Raw genomic sequence first — 13,978 nt, 5'->3', positions numbered from 1 at the left:
GAGGTTCGGTCCCTTGGTGGGGCCTCTGGGGTGGGGTTCTCGATGATCGAGGTCGCAAGCGCGGGCTGGTCTCAGGCAGCCGGGGGCCTGGCAGACGCCGTCGCGGAAGCTGATGGCGGTCGCGAGCACGTCGGGCGCGAACCGGCCCACGTACTCGTGCGCCAGGACGTCCCTGGTGATGGGGTCGACGAGCAGCCGGTGAAAGAAGGTGTCGTCGGCGTCGAGGTGCTCGAGCACCCACTCGGCGGGGACGGTCCAGGTGCCGTCGTCGGAGACGGCCGGTCCGGGCTCGGCGCCGGCCAGGACCTCGGCGTCGATGACCACGCCGACGTCGGTGCGGGCACGGCCGGCGGACGGCTGGTCGTCGGCGAGGAGGAGGTCGACGAACGCGTCGGCGCGGACCTGCCCGCGGGTGCGGTCTCGCCGTCGGGGCGTGGGGTGCGGCGCAGGCGCGCGTCGATGGCGGCGGCCTGGTGGGAGGGGACGAACGCGTTGACCCAGGCCATGGCGTCGTCGACGTGGGTGACCTGCACGTCGCGCTGGCGGCGGGCGGCCTCGGCCCGCTGGGCTGCCTCCTCGGCCTCGACCCGGGCGACGAACCGCCTCAACCACGCGCGCAGCTCCGCCACGGTGTGCGTCGCCGCGTACCCGACGACCGCCTCGTCGAGGCGTCGGTGGGACGACTCGTGCATCAACAGCAGCGACGTCGATGACACCTCGCGGGCCCGCGCCCAGTCGAGACGACCGTCGCGGAAGGCCCGCCAGGTGTACGGGGTCCGTTCGCGCAGCCTGTCGGCGGCGGCCAGACGCGCGGTCACCTGACCCTCAGACAGCCCCATCGCCTGACCGATCTCCAGCGCGATCGCCGAACGCTCCACGAGCCGCACCATCGGCGACTCGATACCGGCGATGCGCACCAGTTCGGCATCGCGGAACCGCAGCATCGCGACCAGCTCAGCCGCCTCCGCCCGCGCCCGCTCACGCGCCAGGGACGTCAGCCCCTGAAGCGCACCCGCGTTGCCGTTCCCGTCCATGTCTCCAACCTAGGGACGCCCTCCGACACCAACCTCCGGCCCGGGATCGGGTCCGGTCAGACGACGGTCAACCGCTCCAGCACCTGCGCGACCCCGTCGTCGTCGTTGGATCCGATGACCTCGTCGGCGATGGCGAGGACGTCGGGATGCGCGTTGGCCACGGCGAGCGCGCGACCGGCCCAGGTGAGCATCGGCAGGTCGTTGGGCATGTCGCCGCACGCCCACACGTCGCGGGCCGCGATGCCGCGCGCGGTGCACCACGTCTGCAGGCCCGACGCCTTCGTGACGCCGCGCGGCGTCAGCTCGGCCAGGCCGACGGCGCCGGAGAAGCCCAGCTCAGCGCGGTCCCCCACCACCTCGGACACCCGCGCCAGGAATTCGTCTTGCTCGACGTCAGGGGCACGGGCCAGCAGCTTGCCGGCACCGACGGCCTCGAGGTCGTGGCCCACGGCGTCGTCCCGGTGCGCGTCGAGGAAGTGCTCGTCGCGTCGCATGCCGTCCGCGCACTCGACGGCGAAGCCGATGCCCGGCACGGCCGCCCGCAGGTCGGCCAGCAGGATCCGCAGGTCGGCCGGCGCGAACGGGTGGGACTCCACGACCTCGCGCCGACTGACGTCGAGCACGAAGGCCCCGTTGCCACACAGGGCGACACCGTGACCGCCCACCGCGTCGGCGAGCTCGTCGAGCCACCGCGGCGGTCTGGCGGTCACGAACACGACCTCCACGCCGGCCTCCTCGGCCGCGGCGACGGCGGCACGCGTGCGGTCCGACAGGGTGCCGTCGCTGCGCAGGAGGGTGCCGTCGAGGTCGGTCGCGAGCAGTGCGGGTCTGCTCACGCGTCGGACGCGGCCAGCTGGCCGCAGGCGGCGTCGATCTCGTCGCCGCGGGTGTCCCGGATGGTGGTGCTGATACCGCGCGCGACGAGCCGGCGGACGAACTCGTCCATGTCCTCGTCGCGGGAGCGCGTGAAGCGGGACCCGGGCACCTCGTTGAGCGGGATGAGGTTGACGTGCACCCAGCCGCGACCCTCGCCGTGCGCGAGCAGCAGCTCGGCCAGCAGGTCGGCACGCCAGGCCTGGTCGTTGATGTCGCGCATCATCGCGTACTCGATGGAGACCCGCCGACCCGTGACGTCGAAGAAGTGCTTCGCGGCCGAGACGGCCTCCTCGACGCTGTGCCGCGTGTTGATCGGCACGAGCTCGTCACGCAGCTCGTCGTCGGGGGCGTGCAGCGACAGCGCGAGCGTGACCGGCACGCCCTCGTCGGCCAGCTGACGCATGCGCGGCGCGAGCCCGACGGTGCTCACCGTGATGTTGCGGGCCGACATGCCGAGACCGTCGGGCGCGGGCGAGGTCATGCGACGCACGGCGCCCACCACCGCCTTGTAGTTCGCGAGCGGCTCGCCCATGCCCATGAACACGACGTTGGACAGCCGACCCGGACCACCCGCGACGCGTCCGTGCGCCATGGCGGCAGCCGCGTCGACGACCTGGTCGACGATCTCGGCCGTGCTCATGTTGCGCTGCAGACCGCCCTGGCCGGTGGCGCAGAACGGGCACGCCATGCCGCAGCCGGCCTGGCTCGACACGCACACCGTCGCGCGCTCGGAGTAGCGCATGAGCACCGACTCCACGAGCGCGCCGTCGAACAGCCGCCACAGCGTCTTGAGCGTCGTCCCCTGGTCGGCCTCCTGCACCTTGACGGTCGACAGCAGCGGCGGCAGCAGGGCCTCGGCGATCGCGTCGCGCTGGGCGGCCGGAAGGTCCGTCATGCCCGCGGGGTCGCGCTGCAGGCGCGCGAAGTAGTGGTGCGCGACCTGCTTCACCCGGAAGGCGGGCAGGCCGAGCTCCTCGGCCGCGGCCTTGCGCTCGTCGGCGGAGAAGTCCGCGAGGTGACGCGGGGGCTTCCCGCGACCGCGCGGGGGCTCGAGGACGAGCGGCAGGGTCTTGATGGGCTCGCTCACCGCACCATCCTCCCAGCCCGACCCCAGCGCTGTCGAAACGCGCGGGTCGGGCCGGGCCGACTCACGCGGGGACGGGGTGTGGGTCGCGCGCCAGGGCGGCGACGAAGTCGAGCTTGTCGAGCACCGGCGGCGGGATGACGAACGGGTAGAGGTCGTCGGCGCCCATCGCGCGGTTGATCTGGTTGAGGGCCGTCGAGAGCGGGATCCAGACACCGGTCACGAGGTCGCTGAACAGCGTGAACGCGCTCGGGTCGACGGTGGTGAGGCCGTAGGCACGGGCGGTCTCCACGGTGTCGCTGATGTGCATCCAGTGCGCGAAGGTCTCCGCGAAGTCCTCGAACGGGTGCATCGTGGCGTAGGTGCTGATGTAGGACTCCTGCCAGTCCTCCGGCGGGCCCTCGCTGTAGTGCCGGTCGATCTCGGCCTGGTAGTCCTTCGACTCGTCGCCGAACAGCTCCCGGCAGGCGCCCATGCGCTCGTCGCCGCGCACCAGCACCGACTCGAAGTAGTGCCCCACCTCGTGGCGCAGGTGGCCTAGCATGGTGCGGTACGGCTCGTCGAGCTCGGACTGGACCTTCACGCGGTGCGCGTCGTCGCCCTCGGCGAGGTCGATGGTGATGACGCCGTCGGCGTGACCGATGACGACGTTCTCCTCCACGCTCGAGAGCATGTCGAAGCACAGGCCCTGCTCGGGGTCCTCGTCGCGTGTCGTGATCGGCAGGCCGCGCGCGTCGAGCTCGACGACGAGACGACGCTTGGCCGCCTCGGCCACGGGGTACTGCGACAGGCCCTCGAGGTCGTCGTCGGCCGGACGGGTGCGGGTGAGGTCGCAGCTGAAGCACTGGCCGCCCTCGACCGTCGCCAGCCAGGTGCAGCCCGACAGGTTGAGGTTGGCGCACACGTGCCAGATCAGACCCTCGCGGTCGACGTAGCGACCGTCCTCGTCGACCGGCACGATCTCGTGCTCGGCGCGGGAGTACCCGAGTGCCGTCCCGCAGGAGACGCACAGGGAGTTCTCGAAGTACAGGGCGTTGCCGCACACGCGGCAGGAGAAGGCCTTCACGTGCCTATCCTCCCGCGCTTTCGCGGGCCCGCATCCCCATCCGGAGGGGATCTCTCAGACCGGCACGACGTCGACCGCGACCGCGAGCGTCGACGTCTTCGCCTCGGTGAAGATCACGCCCTTCAAGGGGGGCACGTCGGAGTACTCGCGACCCCACGCGACCGTCACGTAGCGCTCGTTCGCGGGCTGGTCGTTGGTGGGGTCGAGGGCGAGCCAGCCGCCTCCCGGCACCCACACGGCCGCCCAGGCGTGGGTCGCGTCGGCACCGACGACGCGCTCCTTCCCGGGCGGTGGCTCGGTGGCGAGGTAGCCGCTCACGTACCGGACGGCGAGACCGTGCGACCGCAGGCAGGAGAGGGTGAGCTGGGCGAAGTCCTGGCACACCCCGGCCCGTGCCTCGAGGACGTCGGCGATCGTCGAGGTCACCGTCGTGGCGCCCTGCTCGTAGGCGAAGTCGGCGTGCACCCGGTGCATCACCTCCAGCACCGCCTCGCCCAGCGGCCGCCCGGGGGTGAGCGACCGCGCCGCGTAGGCGTGGGCGGCCGCGGGCTGGTCGACCGACGGCGACGCCAGGGCGAGGTCGAGCGCGCTCCAGGCGTCGGGCACGTCGGGTCGGGCGGCCGGACGCGCCTGCTCCCACGGCACGCCCAGCGTCACCGGGTCGAGCACCGGCTCGTCGACCTCCACCACGCTGTGCGCCACGACGTCGAGCGTGCGGTGCGGCGTGTCGAGCTGGAAGTAGGTGGCGGTGTTGCCGTAGTGGTCGACGTCGCTCGAGCGGTCGAGCGGCTCCGGCGCGACCTCGACCTCGTGGGCGACGACGCGCTGCCAGGGCAGGTCGCGGGGCGTCAGGTAGGCGACACCGTAGCTGCCGGTCACGTCGTCGTCGTACGTGTAGGTGGTGCGGTGGGTGACGTCGAGCCTCATCGCGTCCCCCGTCCGGAGAGCCCGAACGCCCGAGGGGCCGGTGCCGTGGCCAGGTGGGTCCCGGCGAACGCCTCGGCGACCCGCACGAGGTGGATGGTCAGGCTGTCCAGGTGGCGCTCGAGGTTCGGGCGCGACTCGCCCTCGATCGGGACCAGCTCGGCCACGTGGATGCCGTCGACCTCGTCGACGAGGTCGTCGAGGAGCCGCTCCGGGCGGCTGGCGCCCGTCGAGGCGGGCAGGGCCGCGACGTGACGGCGGAGCGTCTCGAGGTTGAAGCGCAGCGACCTCGGGTTCGCCGGGTCGGCGAGGAGCAGCTCGACCAGGCTGGTGACGCGGACGAACCCGCGGTACCGGCGTCGGTGGGTGATGGCGCTCTCCGTGGCGGTCAGCACCCCCTGGTGCAGGTGCCGGTCGACGTCGATGCCGCGTCGGACCGTGACCGAGCGTCGCAGGAGGGCGACGACCTGCAGGCAGCGCTCGAGCGCGCGTCCGGCCTCGAGCGTCTCCCAGCCCTCGTCGTGCACCATGCTGGCCGTCGCGCCGTGCAGCGCCAGCAGCCCGGTGAGCATGCGCTCGGCGCTCTCGGTGACCTGGAGGCTGTGGTCGTTCGTGCTCAGGAGCGCGGCTGCGCGCTCGGTGGCGCCGAACGCGCGGAACACGTCGACCGACAGCTGGTCGCGCACGCCCTCGGCGGCTCCCCGGAGCGCGGCGAACGAGTGGGCGACCGACGCAGCCCGCCCGGCGTCGAGCAGCACGGAGCGCAGGTCGGCGTCCACGCTCTCTCCGTCGGCGGCGTCGAAGGGACCCGGCACCTGGTGCAGCAGCGCACCGCGCAGCACCCGCAGGGCCACGCCGCCGGCGCTGTAGGGACGCGCCTGGAAGTCCTCGGCGAGGGCGTGGGCGACGAGCACGAGGCGCAGCGTGTCCTCGGCGCGCTCGGCGTACCGGCCGAACCAGAAGAGGTCCTCGAGCACGCGCGGCACGAGCGGGGTGACGCTGCTCGACGACGTCACCGCCAGCACCTCGGCCAGACCCTGGTCGGGCTGGTCGGGAGCGTCCTTCAGCACCCACACGTCCTTGCTGGAGACGGAGCGGGCGCCGTCGAGCACCGACGCCAGCCCGCCCAGCATCGGACGGTAGGACGACCCGTAGCGCAGCGTGAAGGTCCGCAGCGCGACCGACTGGGGACGCACGGCACCGCCGGCGAGTCGCGGCGCCTGCGACCACGCCGGCAGCTCCTGGGCGGCGAAGCGGTGCGGCTCGGCCTCGACGCGGGCCAGCAGCTCCGCCGGACCGAGGCGGTCGACGTCGACGGACCGGTCGATGGACCGGACGGCGAGGTCGTCCCACCGCTCGCGGGCGAGCGCGAGGGCGGCCGGGTCGCCGAGCCAGGACGTCGGGACCGACGGGAGCCGCAGCGGCTCGTCGAGGAGGTGCTCGCACAGGCGGGCCATGTACGGCAGCAGCCCGGGGTTCTCCAGCACGCCGGAGCCCAGGCCGTTCACGATCCGCACGCTCCCGCGGCGCACCGCCTCGAGCAGGCCCGGGACGCCCAGCTGGGAGTCGCCGCGCAGCTCGAGCGGGTCGCACCACGGCGCGTCCACGCGCCGCAGGATCACGTCGACGCGCTCGAGACGTCCGAAGACGCGCATCCACACGGCGCCCGAGCGCACCACGAGGTCGTTGCCCTGCACGAGCGGGAAGCCGAGGCTCGACGCGAGGTGCGCCTGGTCGAACGCGGTCTCCGACGCCGATCCCGGCGTGAGGACGACGACACGCGGGTCGTCGACGTGCTCGGGCGCGGCCTGCATCAGGCTCGACCGCACGGCCTGCAGGAAGGGGCCGACCTGGTGCAGGCCCGCGTCGCGGTACATCTGGGGCAGCACGCGCGAGATGACGTGCCGGTTCTCCATGGCGTACCCCAGGCCGGACGGCGCCTGCGTCCGGTCGGCGACGACGACCCAGTCACCGCTGGGCGTCCGTGCCACGTCGGTCGCGGTCAGCAGGAGCGGACGGTCGTCCACGGCGCCGGGGCGCGCCGCCACGCGCAGGAAGCCCTGGTGCGCGTAGACCACGGCCGGCGGCACGATGCCCAGGGCGAGGACGCTCCGGGGCCCGTGCAGGTCGGCGAGCAGCGCGTTGAGCAGCTCGGCACGCTGGGCGAGCCCGACCTCCAGGGGCGCCCAGTCCCGGGCGCTGAGCACGAGCGGCAGGGGGTCGAGCCGCCAGCGCGACCCGGGCTCGCCGGGACGTCGATAGGTGACGCCGTCGTCGCCGAGGAAGCGACCGATGTCGCGCTGCACCCGACGCAGCTGCACGTCGGTGATCTCCAGCGCGCTCGCGGCGAGCGTCCGCCAGGCGGGACGCAGCGAGCCGTCGACGTCGACGACCTCGTCGTAGCGGGCCGGAGCCGCGTCAAGGGTCGGCTGGCCGACCTCCGACGCGTAGTCGCGCAGGACGGTCATGGCGTGGCGGGCCGCCCGGTCGGAGGTACCCGCCGCAGGTCGAGCGTGTGGGGATAGTCCGTGCTGTGCGCGCGTCGGCCGGCCTCGACCAGCGCGCCGACGTCGACCGGTCCGGTCGCCGCCGGGTGCGGCACGAAGCGGCTCGAGCGCCGCGCCTCCGCCTCCTGCGCGTTCACCGGCGGATGGTCGTAGGCCCGACCGCCGGGGTGCACGACGTGGTAGGTGCAGCCGCCGAGCGACTGGGCCGCCACGGTGTCGACGACCTCGACGTGCAGCGGCGAGTGCACCGGGATGGAGGGGTGCAGCGCCGACCACGGCTGCCAGGCGCGGTAGCGCACGCCGGCGTAGAACTCACCAGGCACGCCGGTCGGGGTCAGGGGCACGGGAACACCCTGGCACGTCACCAGGTGCCGCGAGGGCGAGATGCCGCGGACCGTCACCTGGAGACGCTCGATCGAGGAGTCCACGTAGCGTGACGTCCCCGACCCCGTCGCCTCCTCGCCGAGGACGTGCCAGGGCTCGATCGCGCTGCGCAGCTCGACCTCGACGGCACCCGACGGGGTGCTGACCTGGGTGACACCGATGCGCGGGAAGCGGAACTCCACGAACGGGTCGAGCCAGGAGCGCTCGAACGCGATCCCGTGGTCCTGCAGGTCGGCGACCACGGCGTCGACGTCGCGGACCGCGCCCTGCGGGAGAAGGAAGTCCTCGTGCAGCGCAGCACCCCACCGCTCGAGCGGTCCCGTGGCGGGATCCTCCCAGAACCGGGCGACGAGGGCGCGCACGAGCAGCGCCTGCACGAGCGCCATCTGCGGGTGCGGGGGCATCTCGAAGCCGCGCAGCTCGAGCAGCCCGAGCCGTCCGCGCGAGGAGTCGGGGCTGTAGAGCTTGTCGATGCAGAACTCGGCACGGTGCGTGTTGCCCGTCAGGTCGGTGAGCAGGTGCCGCAGGGCGCGGTCGACGAGCCAGGGTCGGAACGTCTCGCCCTGCTCCTCGGCCTCCGCCACGAGGCGGTGGACCTCCGCGATCGCGATCTCCATCTCGTAGACGGCCTCGGGGCGTCCCTCGTCGAAGCGCGGCGCCTGGCTCGTCGGGCCGATGAACCGTCCGGAGAACAGGTACGACAGCGACGGGTGGCGCTGCCAGTGGGACAGCAGGCTCACCAGCAGGTCCGGCCGGCGCAGGAGCGGCGACGCGGCCGGCGTCCGGCCACCGAGCGTCAGGTGGTTGCCGCCCCCGGTGCCGGTGTGCAGTCCGTCGAGGTCGAACTTCTCGGTGCCCAGGCGGGTGCGGCGCGCCGCGTCGTACAGGGTCTCGGTGAGCGACACCAGCTCCGGCCACGACGACGTCGGCTGCACGTTCACCTCGATCACGCCCGGGTCGGGCGTGACGCTCAGCTGGGTCAGGCGCGGGTCCGGCGGCGGTCCGTAGCCCTCGACGACCACGGGCGTCCCGACGGCGGCCACGGCCCGCTCCACGACGTGGAGCAGGTCGGCGTAGTCCTCCAGGCGCTCGGTCGGCGGGAGGAACACGTGCAGCACCGCCGGTGCGTCGGGACCGCCGGGACGCACCTCGAAGGCCAGGGCGGTGGTCGGCGTGCCCTCCGGGTCGCAGACCTCCACGTCGGGGACGCCCGGGACCAGGGTCGGGCCGGACTCGAGGTAGGACGGGTCGCCGGACGCCTCGGGGTCTGACCAGGCGATCGCGTCGAGCGGGAGCCGCAGCCCAACGGCGGAGTCGCCGGGCGCGAGCACGAGTCGACCTCGCCGGAACCGCCACGCAGGGCTGCGCCACTGCTCACCCGTCGCGAGCGGCAGCACCCAGCCGGTGGGCCGCTCCTCGGCCCGGTCGAGCTCGGCGACCTGCTCGACGTCGGGCTTCCCCTCCGGCAGTCGCTCCCCCTCCGGGCGCGCGACCTCCCGCGCCACCGCGGCGAACGGGTCCTCCCACGCGGGCAGCACGAGCTCCTCCGGCAGGCCCAGCACGCGGGCCGCCTCGTGCGCGAGCCGCTCGGCGGTGCCGTGCTCCACCGGGGTCGGGTCGGACCACGGGTCGCAGAGCAGCGACGGATCGTGCCACAGCGGCTCGCCGTCGGTGCGCCACTGCAGCGAGACCTGCCAGCGCGGGAGCGGCTCGCCCGGGTACCACTTGCCCTGGCCGCGGTGCACCACGCCACCCTCGGCGTACACCTCGCGCAGCCGCTCCGCGAGCTCGGTGGCCAGCAGCCGCTTCTCAGGTCCGTCGGCCGCGGTGCTCCACTGCTCCGACGTGGTGTCGTCGACGCTGACGAACGTCGGCTCCCCGCCCATGGTGAGACCGACCTCGCCCGCGTCGAGCCGTGCGTCGACCGCGTGCCCGAGGGCGTCGACCCGACCCCACTGCTCCTCGGTGTACGGCAGCGTGACGCGGGGGTCCTCGTGGACGCGGGTCACCTCGTTGAGGAAGGAGAACTCGACCTCGGCCGGCTCCAGCGCGCCGGTGATCGGCGCGGCCGACGACGGGTGCGGCGTCGCGGAGAGCGGGATGTGCCCCTCCCCCGCGAACAGCGACGACGTGGGGTCCAGGCCCACCCAGCCGGCACCCGGCACGTAGACCTCGGCCCACGCGTGCAGGTCGGTGAAGTCCTCGGTCGCACCGGCGGGCCCGTCGAGCGCCTGCGCGGCCACGAGCGGGTCGGGGGCGAGCTGCACCAGGTAGCCCGACACGAACCGTGCGGCGAGTCCGTGCTGACGCAGCAGCGAGACGAGGAGCCACGCGCTGTCGCGGCAGGACCCGATGGCGCGGGTGAGCGTCTCGTCGGGGGTCTGGACGCCCGGCTCCATGCGCACCGTGTACGCGACGTCGCGGTGGACGGCGGCGTTCAGGTCGGCGAGGAACTGCACGAGCGGCACGCCGTCGTCAGCCGGCTCGGGCAGCGCGTCGCGCCAGGCCCGGACGACCGGCCCCGGACCCTCGCCGTCTCCCTCGTCGACCGGCCGCAGGTAGGGGGCGAGGTCGGCGGCCAGCTGCGGCTCGTAGCTGAACGGGTAGGTCTCGGCGTACTCCTCGACGAAGAAGTCGAAGGGGTTGACGACCATGAGGTCGGCCACCAGCGTGACGTCGACGTCGAGCTCGCTCACCTTCTCGGGGAACACGAGGCGTGCCTGCCAGTTGCCGAACGGGTCCTGCTGCCAGTTCACGAAGTGCTCGGCGGGCGAGACGCGCAGCGCGTAGGCGTCGATCGGCGTCCGGCTGTGCGGCGCGGGCCGCAGCCGCACGACGTGCGGGCCGAGGGCGACGGGACGGTCGAACCGGTAGGTCGTGCGGTGGCGGAGCGAGACCTTGATCGACATGGGCCCAGCCTGCCGCATCCCTGTTTCGGCTCGATGTCCGCGTCGTCCGACGCCCTCCGCGCTCAGGCCGGGGTGACGAGGTAGTGCAGGATCAGCCAGGCGACGGGGGCGACGGCGATGAGCGAGTCGAGGCGGTCCATGACGCCGCCGTGCCCGGGCAGGAGGTCGCCCATGTCCTTGATGCCGAGGTCGCGCTTGATGAGCGACTCCGAGAGGTCGCCCAGGGTCGCCATGACGACACCGGCGACGCCGAGCAGGACGCCGACCCACCAGTCGCCGTCGAGGGCGAGGGTCACGGTGGCGATGCCCGCGGCGATGCCGAAGACGAGCGAGCCGCTGAAGCCCTCCCAGGACTTCTTGGGGCTGATGGTGGGGGCCATCGGGTGCTTGCCGAGGAACACGCCCGCGGTGTAGCCGCCGATGTCGGACGCGACGGTGGCCACGATGAACGCGACGATGCGCCAGGGGCCGTCGGTCTCGACGAGCATGAGCATGACGAAGACGCCCATGAGGTGCAGGTAGGACAGGCAGAACACCCCGGCGCTCGCGTCGCGCACGAAGCCGTCGGCGCCGTCGGAGAGCCGCCACACGAGCGTGCCGATGACGGTGAGCGCCATCGCGACCGCGGCCGTCTCCATGCCGCCGTAGTACGCGCCGACGAGCATGAGCGTGCCGCCCGTGAGCACCGGCAGGAACGGCACCTTGATGCCGGCCGTCCCGAGGGCCCGGGCCAGCTCCCACAGGCCGACGCCGAGCGCGACCACGACGACCGCCACGAACACGTCCTTGAACAGGAACAGCGAGACGACCACCATCGCACCGAGACCGGCGCCGACGCCGATCGCGGCGGGCAGGTTGCGGCCCGCGCGACTCTTGCGCTGGGCGACGGCCGGGTCGGTCTCTCCCAGGGGTCCGTCGGTGGGCGCGGCCTCCTCAGACCTCAAGGAGCTCCGCTTCCTTGTTCTTCAGCAGCTCGTCGATCTGGTCGACGTGCTGCTTCGTCAGGGCGTCGAGGCGCTTCTCGGCGCCCACGTTGTCGTCCTGGCTGATCTCGGAGTCCTTCTCGGCCTTGTCGAGGGTCTGCTTCGCGTTGCGTCGCACGCCGCGGACGGCGACGCGTCCCTCCTCGGCCTTGGAGCGGGCGAGCTTGATGTACTCGCGGCGGCGCTCCTCGGTGAGCTCGGGCAGCGTCACGCGCAGCACCTTGCCGTCGTCGGAGGGGTTGACGCCGAGGTCGGAGTCGCGGATGGCCCGCTCGATCGCGCTCTTCGCGCCCTGGTCGTACGGGCTGATGATGACGGTGCGCGGCTCGGGGACCTGGAAGCCGGCCAGCTGCTGCAGGGGCGTGGGCGTGCCGTAGTAGTCGGCCGTGATCTGCGAGAACATCGCCGGGTGGGCACGACCGGTCCGGATGGCCGCGAACTCCTCCTGGGTGTGCTCCACGGCCTTGTCCATCTTGGTGCCGGCCTCGCGCAGGGTCTGGTCGATCACGATGCGTCTCCTGTTGTCGTCCCGTTGAGTGGTCCTGCTCCGCCGTGGACCAGCGTCCCGATCCTCTCACCCTGCAGCACGCGGGCGATGTTCCCCTCACCCTCCATGCCGAACACGATCATCGGCAGGTTGTTCTCCATGCAGAGCGCGAACGCGGCGGCGTCGACGACCTTCAGGCCGAGGCGCAGCGCCTCCGCGAAGGTGAGGTCGTCGAAGCGGCGCGCGGTGGCGTCGGTGCGCGGGTCGGCGGAGTAGACGCCGTCGACGCCGCTCTTGCTCATGAGCACCGCGTCGGCCTTGATCTCGAGCGCGCGCTGGGCCGCGACGGTGTCGGTGCTGAAGTACGGCATGCCCGCGCCGGCGCCGAAGATGACGACGCGCCCCTTCTCGAGATGGCGCATGGCGCGGCGCGGGATGTAGGGCTCCGCGACCTGGCCCATGGTGATGGCCGACTGCACGCGGGTGTCGATGCCCTGCTTCTCGATGAAGTCCTGCAGGGCGAGGCTGTTCATGACGGTGCCGAGCATGCCGATGTAGTCGGCCCGTGAACGCTCCATGCCGCGCTGGCTGAGCTCGGCGCCGCGGAAGAAGTTGCCGCCGCCGACGACGATCGCCACCTGCGCGCCCTCGCGGACGGCCTCGGCGACCTGGCGGGCGATGCCGTTGACGACGTCGGGGTCGATGCCGATCTTGCCGCCGCCGAACACCTCGCCGGACAGCTTGAGCAGCACACGGCGGACGCCGGGGCCTGGGGCCCCGGCGTCCGCGGTGCTGAGGTCGGCCGGGTCACCGTGCGTCGGGTGGTGGGTCACGATGCTCCGGTCCTTCCTGTCGTCGTGCTGGGGTCGGCTCCTGGGATCAGGCGCCGATCTCGATGTGCGCGAAGCGCGTGACGGTCACGCCGGCGTCGTCGAGGACGGACTTGACCGTCTTCTTGTTGTCGGTGACCGACGGCTGGTCGAGCAGGACGACGTCCTTGAAGAAGCCGTTGACGCGACCCTCGGTGATCTTCGCGATCGCCTGCTCGGGCTTGCCCTCCTCGCGCGCGGTCGCCTCGGCGATCTCGCGCTCCTTCGCGACGATGTCGGCGGGGACGTCCTCGCGGGTGAGGTAGCGCGGGCGCATCGCGGCGATCTGCATGGCGGCGCCGCGGGCGGCGTCGAGGTCGTCACCGGTGTACTCGACGAGCACGCCGACGGCGGGCGGCAGGTCGCTGGCGCGACGGTGCAGGTAGACGGCGACCTGGCCGTCGAACGCGGCCACGCGGCCGAGCTCGATCTTCTCGCCGATGACGGCGGCGAGGGCGCTGATGGTCTCCTCGACGGTCTTGCCGTCGTCGAGCGTGGTCTTCGCGAACGCGTCGGCGTCGGCGGGCTTGCTGGCGTCCGCGGCGGCGGCGAGGCGCTCGGCGAGGGCGATGAACTGCTCGTTCTTCGCAACGAAGTCGGTCTCGGAGTTCAGCTCGACGATCGCGTTGCCGGAGCTGGCGACGAGACCGGCGGAGGCCTCGCGCTCGGCGCCGCGCTTGGCGGCCTTGGCGGCACCGGAGATGCGCAGGATCTCGACGGCCTTGTCGAAGTCGCCGTCGGCCTCGGTGAGGGCCTTCTTGGCGTCCATCATGCCCGCGCCGGTGGCGTCGCGGAGCTTCTTCACGTCTGCGGCAGCAATGGCCATGTGAGGGTCTCTTCCCTGGGTCGTGGTGG

At 72.8% G+C, this 13,978-nt stretch carries 11 protein-coding genes; all 11 read right to left on the bottom strand.

What is annotated here, in order from left to right; translation table 11 throughout:
• Positions 1-71: 71 nt before the first annotated feature.
• A complete protein-coding gene (locus AC3WRM_RS06865; RefSeq protein ID WP_492247831.1) occupies positions 72-890 on the bottom strand; it encodes a DUF222 domain-containing protein in 819 nt (272 codons plus the stop codon).
• A 200-nt stretch (positions 891-1,090) separates the two neighbouring features.
• Positions 1,091-1,870: an HAD family hydrolase gene (locus tag AC3WRM_RS06860; protein ID WP_492247767.1), complete on the bottom strand. Its 780-nt coding sequence runs from the start codon at positions 1,868-1,870 to the stop codon at positions 1,091-1,093.
• Entirely contained in the window at positions 1,867-2,997 is a 1,131-nt protein-coding gene (gene rlmN / locus AC3WRM_RS06855; protein WP_492247766.1) for a dual-specificity RNA methyltransferase RlmN, read from the bottom strand. The genes AC3WRM_RS06860 and rlmN overlap by 4 nt, the downstream gene beginning before the upstream one ends.
• Positions 2,998-3,058: 61 nt before the next feature.
• A complete protein-coding gene (locus tag AC3WRM_RS06850; protein ID WP_492247765.1) occupies positions 3,059-4,060 on the bottom strand; it encodes a zinc-binding metallopeptidase family protein in 1,002 nt (333 codons plus the stop codon).
• Positions 4,061-4,114: 54 nt separating this feature from the next.
• Complete coding sequence (locus AC3WRM_RS06845) at positions 4,115-4,987, bottom strand: transglutaminase family protein (protein WP_492247764.1); 873 nt, start codon at positions 4,985-4,987, stop codon at positions 4,115-4,117.
• A complete protein-coding gene (locus AC3WRM_RS06840; RefSeq protein WP_492247763.1) occupies positions 4,984-7,452 on the bottom strand; it encodes a circularly permuted type 2 ATP-grasp protein in 2,469 nt (822 codons plus the stop codon). The genes AC3WRM_RS06845 and AC3WRM_RS06840 overlap by 4 nt, the downstream gene beginning before the upstream one ends.
• A complete protein-coding gene (locus tag AC3WRM_RS06835; RefSeq protein WP_492247762.1) occupies positions 7,449-10,784 on the bottom strand; it encodes a transglutaminase family protein in 3,336 nt (1,111 codons plus the stop codon). Before AC3WRM_RS06835 ends, AC3WRM_RS06840 begins: the two co-directional genes overlap by 4 nt.
• A gap of 62 nt (positions 10,785-10,846) precedes the next feature.
• Complete coding sequence (locus tag AC3WRM_RS06830) at positions 10,847-11,728, bottom strand: phosphatidate cytidylyltransferase (RefSeq protein ID WP_492247761.1); 882 nt, start codon at positions 11,726-11,728, stop codon at positions 10,847-10,849.
• Positions 11,718-12,272 carry a ribosome recycling factor gene (gene frr, locus AC3WRM_RS06825; protein WP_492247830.1) on the bottom strand — a complete coding sequence of 185 codons (555 nt, stop codon included), beginning with the start codon at positions 12,270-12,272 and terminating at the stop codon, positions 11,718-11,720. Before frr ends, AC3WRM_RS06830 begins: the two co-directional genes overlap by 11 nt.
• Positions 12,272-13,006, bottom strand: coding sequence for a UMP kinase (gene pyrH / locus AC3WRM_RS06820; protein WP_492247829.1), 735 nt, complete (start codon positions 13,004-13,006; stop codon positions 12,272-12,274). Before pyrH ends, frr begins: the two co-directional genes overlap by 1 nt.
• 127 nt (positions 13,007-13,133) lie before the next feature.
• Positions 13,134-13,949, bottom strand: coding sequence for a translation elongation factor Ts (tsf, locus tag AC3WRM_RS06815; RefSeq protein ID WP_492247760.1), 816 nt, complete (start codon positions 13,947-13,949; stop codon positions 13,134-13,136).
• Between the last annotated feature and the right edge of the window lie 29 nt (positions 13,950-13,978).

The sequence above is a fragment of the Aeromicrobium sp. EU05-FHT14F07 genome (assembly GCF_058790455.1).
Note: the sequence above shows the minus strand (reverse complement) of the source record. Positions and strands in the feature narration are given on the sequence as shown.